Annotated in this window: 14 protein-coding genes; 9 read left to right on the top strand and 5 right to left on the bottom strand. The window is 73.2% G+C overall.

Annotated elements, in window-relative coordinates; all coding sequences use genetic code 11:
• Positions 1–54 precede the first annotated feature (54 nt).
• Positions 55–612: a TetR/AcrR family transcriptional regulator gene (locus IF43_RS0117120; RefSeq protein WP_030200840.1), complete on the bottom strand. Its 558-nt coding sequence runs from the start codon at positions 610–612 to the stop codon at positions 55–57.
• 105 nt (positions 613–717) lie between these two features.
• Here IF43_RS0117120 and IF43_RS0117115 point away from each other — a divergent pair, with 105 nt between their 5' ends.
• Positions 718–1,392 carry a DUF2867 domain-containing protein gene (locus tag IF43_RS0117115; RefSeq protein WP_030200837.1) on the top strand — a complete coding sequence of 225 codons (675 nt, stop codon included), beginning with the start codon at positions 718–720 and terminating at the stop codon, positions 1,390–1,392.
• A gap of 4 nt (positions 1,393–1,396) precedes the next feature.
• On the opposite strand, the gene IF43_RS0117110 is transcribed toward IF43_RS0117115, so the two are convergent.
• On the bottom strand, positions 1,397–2,371 hold the full coding sequence (locus IF43_RS0117110) for a helix-turn-helix transcriptional regulator (protein WP_030200836.1): 975 nt from the start codon (positions 2,369–2,371) through the stop codon (positions 1,397–1,399).
• Between the two features lie 412 nt (positions 2,372–2,783).
• On the opposite strand from IF43_RS0117110, the gene IF43_RS0117105 reads away from it, so the two are divergent.
• From IF43_RS0117105 to IF43_RS0117080, 6 genes are all read left to right on the top strand, one after another.
• A complete protein-coding gene (locus tag IF43_RS0117105) occupies positions 2,784–3,044 on the top strand; it encodes a hypothetical protein (RefSeq protein WP_030200835.1) in 261 nt (86 codons plus the stop codon).
• Between the two features lie 55 nt (positions 3,045–3,099).
• Positions 3,100–3,363 carry a hypothetical protein gene (locus IF43_RS0117100; RefSeq protein WP_158939371.1) on the top strand — a complete coding sequence of 88 codons (264 nt, stop codon included), beginning with the start codon at positions 3,100–3,102 and terminating at the stop codon, positions 3,361–3,363.
• A 190-nt stretch (positions 3,364–3,553) separates the two neighbouring features.
• A complete protein-coding gene (locus IF43_RS41660; RefSeq protein ID WP_051795500.1) occupies positions 3,554–4,786 on the top strand; it encodes a hypothetical protein in 1,233 nt (410 codons plus the stop codon).
• An 11-nt stretch (positions 4,787–4,797) separates the two neighbouring features.
• Entirely contained in the window at positions 4,798–5,076 is a 279-nt protein-coding gene (locus IF43_RS0117090; RefSeq protein WP_030200827.1) for a hypothetical protein, read from the top strand.
• A gap of 221 nt (positions 5,077–5,297) precedes the next feature.
• Positions 5,298–6,440, top strand: a complete 1,143-nt coding sequence (locus tag IF43_RS0117085; RefSeq protein ID WP_030200824.1) for a hypothetical protein — start codon at positions 5,298–5,300, stop codon at positions 6,438–6,440.
• Complete coding sequence (locus IF43_RS0117080) at positions 6,437–7,807, top strand: MFS transporter (RefSeq protein ID WP_030200823.1); 1,371 nt, start codon at positions 6,437–6,439, stop codon at positions 7,805–7,807. Before IF43_RS0117085 ends, IF43_RS0117080 begins: the two co-directional genes overlap by 4 nt.
• 191 nt (positions 7,808–7,998) lie before the next feature.
• Here the strand turns inward: IF43_RS0117080 and IF43_RS0117075 are convergent, their stop codons facing one another.
• Both IF43_RS0117075 and IF43_RS0117070 read right to left on the bottom strand, forming a co-directional pair.
• On the bottom strand, positions 7,999–8,517 hold the full coding sequence (locus IF43_RS0117075) for a GNAT family N-acetyltransferase (protein WP_030200822.1): 519 nt from the start codon (positions 8,515–8,517) through the stop codon (positions 7,999–8,001).
• Between the two features lie 236 nt (positions 8,518–8,753).
• Positions 8,754–9,632, bottom strand: a complete 879-nt coding sequence (locus tag IF43_RS0117070; protein WP_030200821.1) for a serine protease — start codon at positions 9,630–9,632, stop codon at positions 8,754–8,756.
• A 290-nt stretch (positions 9,633–9,922) separates the two neighbouring features.
• Here IF43_RS0117070 and IF43_RS0117065 point away from each other — a divergent pair, with 290 nt between their 5' ends.
• Positions 9,923–10,261, top strand: coding sequence for a DoxX family protein (locus IF43_RS0117065; RefSeq protein WP_030200819.1), 339 nt, complete (start codon positions 9,923–9,925; stop codon positions 10,259–10,261).
• A gap of 182 nt (positions 10,262–10,443) precedes the next feature.
• Here IF43_RS0117065 and IF43_RS0117060 read toward each other — a convergent pair whose 3' ends face one another.
• Positions 10,444–10,875, bottom strand: coding sequence for a DoxX family protein (locus IF43_RS0117060; protein WP_030200816.1), 432 nt, complete (start codon positions 10,873–10,875; stop codon positions 10,444–10,446).
• A gap of 97 nt (positions 10,876–10,972) precedes the next feature.
• Between IF43_RS0117060 and IF43_RS0117055 the strand changes: the two genes are divergently transcribed.
• Positions 10,973–11,533: a TetR/AcrR family transcriptional regulator gene (locus IF43_RS0117055; protein ID WP_030200813.1), complete on the top strand. Its 561-nt coding sequence runs from the start codon at positions 10,973–10,975 to the stop codon at positions 11,531–11,533.
• Positions 11,534–12,014 lie beyond the last annotated feature (481 nt).

Genomic DNA, 12,014 nt, shown 5'->3' with positions numbered 1-12,014 from the left:
GGTCCTCCGGACGCGTCCGGTCCTGTCCGCCCGGATCCCGCCGCCCGCCCGCGGCTACGCCAGTAGCCGCTTGCGGGCCAGCTCCATCACCTCCGCGCGGCTGAAGGGGCCGTGGTCCGCCGCGATCAGGTGGCCGCCGAGGCGGAGGGCGAAGGTCAGCGTGCAGCGCAGCTCGACCTCCTGCGCGCTCTCGCAGAACGATCCGAACAGCGAGCGCAGGTACTCCATCCGCCGGTTGTCGACCCGGCGCAGCCGCTCGGCCACGGACTCGTCCCGGCGCGCCCAGTCGCGGATCGCCAGCTCGACCGCCACGCCCCGGGCCGGCCCCTCGGGGGTGGCCGTGATGGTGAACAGCCGGTCCAGTCGGGTCCGGGCGTCCCCGCCGGTGCCCTCGACCTCCTCGATGACCGCCTCGGCGGCCTCCCGCTCCCAGGTGTCGAGCATCTCGGTGAGCAGGGCGTCCCGGTTGCGGAAGTACCCGTAGAAGCCGCCCTTGCTCACGCCGAGCGCCTGCGCGAGCACCTCGATGCGCACCGCCTCCGGCCCCGCCGCGGCCAGCGCCTCCAGGCCCTGCTCGATCCACGCGCCGCGCGGCGTACGGGTCACGCCCATGCCGTCTCTCCTTGTGATCCACCGAACATACGGACCCGTATAGACGTTGCCGTATAACAGTCGTATCGTAGATCTATACGCCACCGTATAGACAGGGGTTCCGCCATGAGGCTTCCCAGCACGGCGCACACTTCCCGGCCCTGGCGCATCCACGCCATCGCACCCGACTTCCGGCTCGAGGACGTGTGGGCCGTGCCCACCCCGGGCGGACCCGACGACTTCCCGCGGCTGGTCGGCCTGTTCACGGGTGGGGGTGGTGCGGCAGGTGGGCCGTCCGTCGAGGGCGGCTCCGGCGCGCCGGGCTCCGCCGCGCCGGGCTCTCCCGAGGACGGCTTCATCACCTCCCCGGTCGCGCGGGCGCTGTTCGCGATCCGCTGGAAGCTCGGGGCGCTGTTCGGCTGGGACGATCCGAAGACCGGCCTCGGCGCCCGGGTGCCCAGCCTGCGCGACCGGCTCCCGCAGGACCTGCGGGAACGGCTCCCCCAGGACCTGCCGCCCTCGCGCAACGCCCGCTTCGACACCGTGTACGAGACGCACGACGAGTGGGTGGCCGAGATGGCCAACCGCACCGTGCACGGCATCCTCCACCTCGGCTGGGTGCCGGACGGCTCCGGCGGGTACCGCGGCCAGCTCGCCGTGCTCGTCAGGCCCAACGGCTTCTTCGGTCACCTGTACATGGCCGGCATCAAGCCCTTCCGCTATCTCGGCGTGTACGAGAACATGCTCCGCACCATCGGGGCCCGCTGGCGGGCGCAGTCGGCCACCGCGCCGCGCCCCTGACCCCTCAGAGCCAGCCCCTGCGGACGGCGATCACCCCGGCCTGGAACCTGCTCGCGGCGTCGAGGCGCTCCATGAGGTTGGCCATCATGCGCTGGACCGTGCGCGGCGACACGCCCAGGTGCCGGGCCGCCGACTCGTCGGTGTCGCCGTCCGCGACGAGCGCGAGCAGCGCGCGTTCCACGGGGGTGCAGCCGTTGTCGTCGGCCGCCGGCCGCTCGCCCACCGGGGTGCCGGCCGACCAGCACTGCTCGAACAGGGCGTGCAGGGCGGCGAGGACGCCCGGACTGCGGGCCTCGAGGGCGCCGCGGCGGGGGTCCTCCGGGTCGAGCGGGAGGAGGGCGACCCGCCGGTCGACGACGATCATCTGGACGGGCACCACGGGCACGGTGCGCAGCTGGCCGCCGTGCTCGACGAGCCAGCGCGCGTACGCGAGCGTGTCGGGGTCGTTGCGGAAGCTGTCGCGGGCGACCGCGCGGATGGTGACGCCCCGGCGCAGGGCCTGCTCGTTGAGGGGGGTCGCGGCGCTGCGCGCGTCGGGGCGGTGGGCGCCGCCCGGGTTGAGCGACAGGCACTCGAACTCCGTCGTCCGCTGGAGCTCTTCGAGGCGGGACCGGACGGCGTCGATGCCCTCGAGCCGGGTGGCGCTGTCGGACGCGCGGGTGCTGCTGTGCTCGGCGGCGATCGCCGCGATCTGCGCGCGGGCCGTCGCCACCTGCGCGCGGCGTTCCGCGAGCTCCGCCTCGGCGCTCGCCAGCAGTGTGGTCAGCCCCACCTCGGGGCTAACCGGCCGCATGTGCCCGCCGAACTCGTCGGACGGCTTCAGCAGGGCGAGGGCGGCCAGTTCGTCCAACGAGGTGCGTACGGCCCGCTCGTCGAGCCCGGTGACGGCGGTCAGGGCGACCACGCCGCGTTCCGGGTGGTGGAGGGCCGCCCGGTAGACGCGCTCGGCATCGGCTGACAGCCCGAGTAACTCCAGCATCCTGTGCGACCTCCGCCTCCGGTCCGGACCATCGGTGGGTACGAGGCTCACCGAGCCGGCGCGGGCGTTCAAGTCGTCTTCTTGCGGAGGTCTTCTCGCGGACGTCTCCGCGGGGAGGTTGCGGAGGTGTCCGTGAGGATGTCCCGGCGGGGAGGTCGCGGACGTCTCCGTGCGGACGTCTCCGTGCGGACGTCTCCCTGTGGACGTCTCCGTGCCGACGTCTCCGGGCGGACGTCTCCGGGCCGGCGCGCGGTCGTGTCGCGAACGCGCCAGGCGCCTTCGCGCCGCCCCGGAACCCGTGACACCGCCGCGGCTCCGGGTCAGTCTTGGTGCATCGACCACAACACCCCGCACTCCGGGTGAGAACAGGGTCGATCACCTCGAATCCCCTGCCCTGAAAGGAAACCGTGCCATGTCCAGGATCGCGCTGCTGGTGACGACCGCCGCCCTCGTCGCGGCCCTGGGGACGGCCGGTACCGCCTCCGCCCTGAGCGCCGCGGCTCCGGGCGCCCCGGCCGGAGGGGGCGGACACGGCGCCCCGCAGCGCGCTGCCGCGGTCCCCGGCGACGGGTTCGGCTGGGGCCGTCCGCAGCCCCGGGTCGCGCCGTACGACGACGGCTACGGCTGGGGTGCGAGGCCCGTCGCTTCCCATACCGGCCGTCGGGGGGCGTGAGGGCCGGCGGGGGATGCGGGGCGCCGTCCACGGCGTGGGCGCGGAATCCATGTACATGATCACGTATCGGCTGTCCGGCCGTCCGCCGGACCGCCCGGCCCCGCCCGACATCAAGGAACTCCTGACCGCCGCCTTCGCCCCCGCCGACCGGATCGAGCACCTGTGGGCGCGCAGCGCACCGGGACGGGTGGACCTGGTGCTGTTCCTCCTCGCCGACTGCGAGGCCACGGCGCTCCTGGCCGGACGTGAGGCCTGTCTGCGCGCCCTCCGACAGAGCCCTCGCCTGGACGGCTGGCACCTGTCGGACGACGACACCTGAGCGAGGAGTTCGAGCGCCGAGTCCGAGTGCCGAGTCCGAGCCGAGTGCCGAGTGCCGAGTGCCGAGTGCCAAGTGCCGAGCGACGAGTGCCAAGCGCCGAGTACCGAGTGCCCAGTGCCGAACTCCGCTCCTGACCATGCACGGCCGCGTCGGCCGCCACCCCCGCCCGTGACACCGAGAGGACTTCGCCATGCCCATGACCGCAGACGCGGCCCCGCCCGCCACCGCCCTCGACCGCTCCACCCCCCGTCGGCACATCGGTACCTTCGAAGTGCCCGACGACGTCACCGCCGTGGACTTCCCGATCGACGGGACGCGGCTGGAGACCGCCAACGTGACCGACCGCGGCGCCACCGCCGGTGTGGTCCGGGTCGCCCGCATCTCCGAGGGCCCCGGCATCACCGACTACGTCACCCACCAGAAGGACTTCACGTACTCGACGTACGGCATCCACGTCGGCCAGGACGACCGGCTCACCTTCTTCGGCGACGGCCAGCGCATCGCCGTCCACCTGATCGACTGCCGGGAGGGCTCGCCGCGCCTCGGCGACGAGATCACCATCCGCATGGCGGTCTCCCCGCACCGCGTCCTGATCATCCCCAAGGGCGTCGCCCACACCCTCGACGGCCTCGGCGGCGTGGTCACCCGGGACGAGCCGGTCTGGTACGCCGACCGCAACCCCGACTGGGAGCCGGACAACGACCTGGTGTCCTTCCTGCGCACGGCCGAGCGCGCCCCCGTGGTGCGCACCAACCGCCACCGCCTCCCGGTCGCCGCCCACCTCCTGCTCTCGCGCATGTCCCAGCGGACCAACTCCGAGGTCCGGGGCGCCTACGCCGCCCGCTTCCGGGTCTCCGTGGGCGGCCGGACGACGTACGCGACGATCCGCCCCGACTGGCGCGCGGCCGAGCCGCAGTCCGACGACCACGGGCTGGTCCGGCGCAACAACTTCGTGCTCACCGGACCCGAGTCCTTCACCGTCGTGCCGTCCACCGACAGCTGCACCTCGGACGTGCTCGAGGTGGCCCTCGACGGCCAGGACGGCCGGTTCACCCGGCACTCCTACTCCCGCCGCACCGTCACCTGGCTGGCGGGCAGCGAGGAGGCCGACATCGAGGTCGTGACGGCGGACGGCGAGCACCGCGTCGTACGCCTCGGCGACCCCACCGTCGGCGTCCGCGTCCCTCCCGGCACCTGGTACCGGTTCACCGGTACCGGCCGTATCTGGGTCCGCTCCGAGATGGAGCTCCTGGACCTGTCCCCGTGGAACCTGGACCACCCCCTCGGGCGCGACCTGACCACGGCGGACCCCGGCGAAGCCGGCCCCAGCAGGCCCGAGCAGGACGGCGACCGCTACCTGCCCGGCCCGGCTCTCCACGCGCTGGCGCGCATGGAGGCCAAGGCGATGTCACTCACCCACTGAGAGGAAATGCCATGTCCATCACCACCGCAGAGACCACCGCCTGGAAGAACGAGCTCGCCGCGATGTCGGGCGACGTCACCGACCCGGCCGCCCGCGCCGCCCTGGAAAGCCTGACCTCCGCGCTGGAGCCGTACTTCGAGACCCCGGAGTACTTCCAGAGCATCCTCGGCAAGATCGCCTCCGCCATGATCGACGCGGACACCGAGGAGGAGATCACCTCCCGCGCCTTCGGCGACATCGAGGAGCTCAAGGCCGCCCTGCCCGAGGGCGTCGTCGTCACCACGCTCTGAGCCGGGCCGAACGGCCTGGGGCGGGCCGCATGTACGGCTGAGCTGGGCCGCACGTACGGCCTGAGGCGGGCCGCACGCAAGGCCCGAGCCGGGTCGCACGCAAGGCCCGAGCCGCGCCGACGCGCAAGGCCCGTCCGGGCCGCACAGCCGCGCGGGGCGGGTGCACCCCACGGCGCACCCGCCCCGGGCGCCCCGGGCGAATCCAGGAAGGAAGGCGGCCGATGACCGCACTGCCGAAACCCCAGCTGATCATGAGCAGGACCCGCACCACCCCGGCCGGCTCCGGCCTCCCGGGCGCCCGGCGCATCCGCACCTCGCGGAACGACCGGCCGTACCACTACATGGTCCACAGCCCGCACTTCGCCTACGAGGAGTACGCGATCCACCTCGGGCAGTACGACCGGCTCTCCTTCTACGGCCCGGCCGGCGCCCGCCCGGTCACCGTCCACCTGTACGACTGCCGCGCGGACTCCCCGGAGTACGACCGCAAGCTCGAGATCGACGTCCCGGCCGACGGCTCGTGCGTGCTGGCCGTCCCGCCGGGCTACGCCCACTGGTTCGAGCACCTCGGCGGCGTCACGACCCGCAACGACTACTCCCTCCACGCCCCGGCCGACCCGGCCACGCCCTGGAACCCCCTCGACGACAACGCCACCCACCCCGTCGAGGAGATGCGCCGGTCCCGGCCGGCCGTCACCGCCAACACCACCGAACTGCCCTCGGCCGCACAGTTCCTGGTCGCCAAGGCCGTGTCGCGCAGCTGGCGGGGCGGGGCCACCGAGCAGGGGGTGGTCGCGACGGCCGAGATAGCCGGCGAGCGCCGCCGCTACTTCATCGACCGGGACCTGACCGGCGACCGGCCGGAGTTGCCCGTGTCCGAACTGGCCACCGTCACCGTCGAGGTGGGTTCGTACCAGTCCATCCGCGACGACTCGTACGGCATCGGCGCCAACGTCGGCAACGGTCTCGCCGACACCATGGTGTGCGACCTTTCGGACGCATGGCCGCTGGATTTCAGCGCCCATCCCCATCTCACCCTGAAGCTGTCGCCCCTGCTGTACGACAATCCCGAGGTGGAACTGCAGCTCGTCGACCGGCGCGCGGACTCCCCGACCTTCGGAGCCGCCCAGGTCCTCCCCTTCCCACGCGACCCGCGGGCCGTCGTCACCGTCGAGCCCGGCGTGCTGATGCGCGCCCGCGGTGCCGGCACCCTCCACTACCGCGTCGAGTACGAGGTGCACGACGCCCGCTCGGGCCTGCCCGAACTCTTCGTCCCGGTCCCCGGCGACGCGTTACCGCCCACCTTCGAAGCCCCGGGCGGCACGCTGCCCGAGAACGTCGTACGAGAGCTGGCCTACCAGTGACCACCACCACTCAGCAGACCACCGGCGACGCCGGAGACGCCGGCGACCCCCACGACGCCGACGGTACCGTCGGATCCGGTTCCGCCGTCGGGCACGCGCGCTGGCTCACCCTGCTGCTCGGCGTCTTCGCCGCCCTCGTACTGGCCCGCTCGCTCAGCGAGGGCATCTACGACATCGCCTTCGCCAACCTCGCCCTCGACCTCTCCGGCCTCGTCAGCACGGTGGGCCTGGTCTACTGCGTCGGGTACGGGGTCGAGGTCGTCGCCTCGGTCGCGGCCGGCCCGCTCCTGGACCGGGGGAGCCCGAAGGCCGTGCTCGTCACCTCGTACCTCGTCAAGATCGCGGTCTTCGGGGTCATCGGACTCGGCTCGGCGTTCCTTTCCTCCCACCTCTGGGCGATCGTCCTCGCGGCCGCCACGGTCGACCTCGTGCACCACCTGGGCGAGATGGCCCTGTTCGTCCTCCTGCCGAGGATCCTCGACCCCACGACCCTCGTCCGCGTCCAGGGCATCGGGGGAACGGTCCGGTCGGCCTGCGAGCTCCTCTCCCCGGTGGTGGCCGGCCTCGCCATCGCGCTGCTGCCGGGCTCCAAGGCCCTGCTGGCGGCCGCCGCCCTGCAGGTGCTGGCCCTCGCCGTCTTCGCCGCGCTCGTCGCCGTCGTCGCCCGCCGTCCGGCTGCCGCGGAGCGGCCCGGTGCCGCGACGGAGTCCGGAGCGGGCGCCGACCTCCCGCCCGTGTCCCGCCGCACCGTCGCCCGGACCCTGGTCACCCACTCCGCGTGGCGGCGCTTCGTGCTCTTCCACGGCCTGACCGTGCTCGCCCTCTCCACGGTCATCCTGTCGCTGCTGTCCCTGATGCGGCAGACGCTGGACATGTCGCCCTCCCGCGCCGGCGCCTTCCTGGCGTTCTCCACCGTCGGCGCCGTCCTGGGCGGCCTGGTGGTGGCCAAGGGAGGTCCCGAGGGGATCCGGACCAGCCTGCGCTGGGCGCCGGCCCTCGCCGGCCTCGGCACCCTGACCGTGGCGCTGTTCGGCCGCTTCCAGCCCGTCCTCGCCGCCGGCCTGGTCGTCTTCGGCCTCGGCTTCACGGTCTACCTGCGCTCGGCCGGGCTCCTCGTCCAACTGCGCGCCCCCGCTGCCCTGCTCGGTACCTGGCACGGTCTCGTCGACGCGGTCATCCGGATCGTCAGCGCCGCCGCCATCCTCGCCACCGGGTTCCTGTTCGACCACCTCGGCGGCCGCCCGGTCTACGTCGCCTTCGGCGCGCTGCTGCTCGTGGCCGGGGCCCTGTGGTCCTCGTTCGACGGGGACGACCACGACGCGCTGACCACCACGGCCCTCCACCCGGAGGCGGTGCGGTCCGGCTGAGGGGGGCGGAGGGGGGTTGTGCGGTCCGGCTGGGGTGCGGGGCCGGACGGGGGTTGTGCGGTCCGGCTGGGGGGGGCGGACGGGGGTTGTGCGGTCGGGCTGGGGGGCGGACGGGGGTTGTGCGGTCGGGCTGGGGGGGGCGGACGGGGGTTGTGCGGTCGGGCTGGGGTGCGGGGGCGCCGACCGGCAGGTCACTCGGCGGCCGCGGGCCCCAAGTCCCGTACGAACGCCAGCCCCGGCCGCCCGCCCACTTCCAGTTCCGCCGTCTCTGCGAAGCCGGTGCGCGCCAGGACGGCCCGCGACCCGGCGTTGTCCAGGGTCGTCCTGGCCCGGACCCGCCGCAGCCCGTACTCCGCCCGGGCCCGCCGCAGCACCTCCCGCACGGCCGCCGTCGCCAGCCCCTGCCCGGTGGCCGTGCGCGCGATCCGGTAGCCGAGCTCGGCCTCCCCCTCTTCCACGTCGACCAGGTTGACCCGCCCCAGCACCTGACCGCCGTCGTCCACGACGACGTGGAACAGGCACACGCCCGCTGCCTGCTCCGCCAGCAGCCCGCGCTGGCGCTCCTCGAACTCCGCGAAGTACGCGTCCCCGCGGTCGGGCACCGACGCCGCGAAGTACGCGCGGTTCTCGCGCTCGAACTCCAGCACCGCCGGCCCGTGCTCGGCCGTCAGAAGTTCCAGCTTCGGGTGCGGCTCCAGTTCCTTGTCCATGGGCCCGATACTACGAACTGCGGGTTTGCGGGTTTCCGGGTTTGCTGGCGCCGCTGCGCACATGCGGCGGCGGCCCGCCCCGGGCGGTGGCGGGGCGCTGGTCGAACGGTTCGTCGGCGGTCGTCGGCGGTCAGGCGGCGGTCCTGATGGCCGTCACTGGCCGTCAGTGGCCTCAGCGGCCGCCAGTGGCCGTTCGTTCCGTAGTCGTGAGAGGCCGTCAGATTCGCAGGTGGTTGTCAGCGGCCGAGCAGGCGCAGCATCCGGCGGCCCTCGGCCGACTCGGCCAGCGTCTTCCACAGCTTGGAAGAGCTGGTGGAGGTGTACACGCCGGGCGCGCCCTGCTCCGCGCATCCCTCGCCGTACGACACGATCCCGATCTGGAAGGTGCGCCCGGCGACCTTGCGGAACAGCGGGCCGCCGCTGTCGCCCTGGCAGGAGTCCTTGCCCTCGACACCGGCGCAGACGTTGACGGCCTTGTCGTAGTCCTTGTTCGTCGCCTTGCACTCGGCGTGCGACAGCAGCGGCACCTGCACGCCGCGCAGCCGGTCCGGGTACTGCGTGATCTCGGTGTCGGTGTTGCCCCAGCCGATGACCGTGGCCTTCGCACCCGGGCGCAGCAGGGCGTCGGTGCCCTGCGTCGGGAGCGACACCGCCGCGATGCCGGTGACCGGCTTCGCCAGCTCGACGAGCGCCAGGTCGTACGCCTCGTCGCCCTTGGCGTAGCGCGGGTGGACGGTCAGGGAGCGGACGTCGCGCAGCTGCCCCTGGTTCTTCTTGGACAGCACGGTGCGGCCGACCGTGACTTCGAGCTTGTTCGGCTTCTCGCCGGTGACGCAGTGCGCGGCGGTGAGGACGACGTTCGGGGCGATGAGGCTGCCGCCGCAGAACTGCCGCTGCACGGGGCTGGCCTTGCCCTTGCTCAGCAGCGCCGCCATCCAGGGGTACGTGCCGTCGGCCTGCTCCTTGCCGCCGATGATGCCGTCGCCCGGCTTCTGCACGGCGGGGGCGGCGGGCGCGGCGGTGGCCGCGGCCGTGGCCGAGCCGATGAGGGCCAGCGCGGCGCCGGTCGCCAGGCCTATGGACGCCAGGCGGCGGCCGGTCAGGTGCTTGTTCATTTGGGGGGTGGTCTCCGTATGTCCGTATTTCGGTAACGCGGCAACGCGTTCAACGCGGTGACGCGGCAACGCGGTGACGCGGTGACGCGCTGACGCGGGGACGCGGGCACGCAGTAAGGCGTTGCGTGTTGCGCGTCCTACGAGACCGCGAATCCGCGGTCGGGGTTCATCCGGATCCGGATTTCTTGTCGGTGGGCTGTCACATCCGTGCGGCCGGCTCCGTCAGTGCAGTGTCCGGCCGCCGATCAGCACGCGGCCGGTACCGCCAACGACTTTGTGAGGAGCACCCCATGTCCGGAGCCCAGATCGTCACCCTCGTCGCCGCCTTCCTCTCCGGCTTCTCGGCCGTCTCGGTCTTCCTCAAGGCGGCGTGGGTCGTCGAGCCGCTGGTCCAGTACGGCGTCCCGCGCTCGTGGTGGAACCTGCTCGGCACCGCAAAGGCGGCCGGCTCGGCGGGCCTCCTGGTCGGCCTCGCGGTCCCTCCGATCGGCATCGCGGCGGCCGTCGGTCTCGTCCTGTACTTCACCGGGGCCGTCGTCACGGTCCTGAAGGCCCGCAGCTGGTCGCACGTCGCCTTCCCGATCATCTACGCCGCCCCGGCGGCCGCGGCGCTCGTCCTCGGGTTCTGAGGATGGTGGGTGGGGGGTTGGGTGGTGGGAGATGGGTGGCGGGTGGGGGGTGCGTGCGTGTGTGGGTGGTGGGTTGGGTGGTGGGTGGTGGGTGGTGCGTGAGTGGTGGGTGGTGCGTGGGTGGTGGGTGGTGCGTGGGTGGTGGGTGGGTGGTGGGTGGTGCGTGGGTGGTGGGCTGGTGGTCAGGCGATCATCGTGAGTGCCGTGGCGCCTACGAAGACCACCTGGAGCGCGGTGCGCGGTCCCAGTCGGGTGGCCCCGGGCAGCTCCCGCCGGGCGGCCGAGACGTTGGCCGGGAACATGGCGAGCATCAGCAGGATCAGTCCGGCCGCCGCCCAGCCGGCCGTCGCCGGTATCAGCACCCCCACCGCACCGGCCAGTTCGAGCAGGCCGGTCACCGTCACCAGAAGCTCCGGCCGCGGCAGCCCCGGCGGCACCATCGCCACCAGTTCGGCTCGCAGCTTCGGGAAGAAGTGCGCGAACGTGGTCAGCAGGAACATCAGCGCGACCCCGACGCGCAGCGACGGCTGCCACGCGTCCAGGGCGTCGACACCGGCGACGCCGGCCAGCCGGGCGGCCAGGAATCCGACGACGAGCGCGATCAGGGGCTCCATCACAACCTCCACGGGACAGCTCGAGTTGCTCGCATCTTGACGCTGTCAAGTTAGGGTTGGGCGGGCTATCTTGTCAATGACAAGTTATGGTGGGGGCATGACGGAACGGCCCTACCACCACGGCAACCTCAGGAGCGCGCTGCTCGACGCCGCCTGCGCGGCCATCGAGGAGACCGGCCCCGCCGCCCTGAGTCTGCGCGACCTCGCCCGGCGCGCCGGCGTCTCGCACGCCGCCCCCGCGCACCACTTCGGAGACAAGGCGGGCCTGCTCACCGAACTCGCCGCCCAGGGCTACGACCTGCTCGCTGAGGCCGTCCGGGCCGCCGGGCCCGACCTGACCGAGGCCGGTGTCGCGTACGTCCGCTTCGCCGTCGAGCACCGGGCCCACTTCGAGGTGATGTTCCAGCCGGGCCTCCAGCGCCCCCACGACCCTGCTCTCGAAGCTGCCCGCCGGCGCGCCGACCAGGCCCTGGCCGATGCGCTGGCCTCCTCCGGCCCCGCCCGCCAGGCGAACTCCGAGGCCAAGCTCGCGGCCTGGTCGATCGTCCACGGTTTCGCCGCCCTGTGGACCAGCGGCGCGCTCGACGCCCGGACCGGTGACGACCCGGCGGCGCTGGCGCGTACGGTCATCGCCAACCTCTTCGCGGCGGATCGCTGACCCGTGGCGTCGGTCGGGCCTCCGCTTGTGCCGTCGCGGGCGGGGGCGGGGTGGGGCGGGGTGGGGTGAGGGGCCCGGGGTGGGGCTTGCGAGGTTGGGGTCGGGCGGGGTCGGAGTGCGTGGGCGGGGTCGGGCCTGTCCGCCTGCCGAGGGTTTCCGGGCCGGGTCGGGGCGTCAAGGGCGCCCTTCGGGCGTCGCCTGCGGCGATTGCGCTGCGCTCCACCCTTGACCCCCCGACCCGGCCCGGAAAGCAAAACCTCGGCGGACAGGCCCGGAAAGACGCCCGGGACGATCGTGAAGACTCCGGTCCGTTGAGTCCCTCGACCCGGGTCAGCGCCTCAGATCGCTACGCCCCACCGGTTCGGGTGGCGGGTGCGGGTCCGGTGGGGGTTGGGCATAGGCCGCCTCAGATCGCTACGCCCCTCCGGTTGAGGTGGCGGCTTCCGGGTCCGGTGGGGGCTGGGCATACGCCGCCCACGAT

This window comes from Streptomyces sp. NRRL S-87 (genome assembly GCF_000719335.1).
GTDB lineage: Bacteria > Actinomycetota > Actinomycetes > Streptomycetales > Streptomycetaceae > Streptomyces.
Note: the sequence above shows the minus strand (reverse complement) of the source record. Positions and strands in the feature narration are given on the sequence as shown.

Coding starts and splice junctions, on each gene's coding strand:
- IF43_RS0117120 (WP_030200840.1), bottom strand. CDS start 612: ATGGGCGTGACCCGTACGCCGCGCGGCGCGTGGATCGAGCAGGGCCTG.
- IF43_RS0117115 (WP_030200837.1), top strand. CDS start 718: ATGAGGCTTCCCAGCACGGCGCACACTTCCCGGCCCTGGCGCATCCAC.
- IF43_RS0117110 (WP_030200836.1), bottom strand. CDS start 2,371: ATGCTGGAGTTACTCGGGCTGTCAGCCGATGCCGAGCGCGTCTACCGG.
- IF43_RS0117105 (WP_030200835.1), top strand. CDS start 2,784: ATGTCCAGGATCGCGCTGCTGGTGACGACCGCCGCCCTCGTCGCGGCC.
- IF43_RS0117100 (WP_158939371.1), top strand. CDS start 3,100: ATGATCACGTATCGGCTGTCCGGCCGTCCGCCGGACCGCCCGGCCCCG.
- IF43_RS41660 (WP_051795500.1), top strand. CDS start 3,554: ATGCCCATGACCGCAGACGCGGCCCCGCCCGCCACCGCCCTCGACCGC.
- IF43_RS0117090 (WP_030200827.1), top strand. CDS start 4,798: ATGTCCATCACCACCGCAGAGACCACCGCCTGGAAGAACGAGCTCGCC.
- IF43_RS0117085 (WP_030200824.1), top strand. CDS start 5,298: ATGACCGCACTGCCGAAACCCCAGCTGATCATGAGCAGGACCCGCACC.
- IF43_RS0117075 (WP_030200822.1), bottom strand. CDS start 8,517: ATGGACAAGGAACTGGAGCCGCACCCGAAGCTGGAACTTCTGACGGCC.
- IF43_RS0117070 (WP_030200821.1), bottom strand. CDS start 9,632: ATGAACAAGCACCTGACCGGCCGCCGCCTGGCGTCCATAGGCCTGGCG.
- IF43_RS0117065 (WP_030200819.1), top strand. CDS start 9,923: ATGTCCGGAGCCCAGATCGTCACCCTCGTCGCCGCCTTCCTCTCCGGC.
- IF43_RS0117060 (WP_030200816.1), bottom strand. CDS start 10,875: ATGGAGCCCCTGATCGCGCTCGTCGTCGGATTCCTGGCCGCCCGGCTG.
- IF43_RS0117055 (WP_030200813.1), top strand. CDS start 10,973: ATGACGGAACGGCCCTACCACCACGGCAACCTCAGGAGCGCGCTGCTC.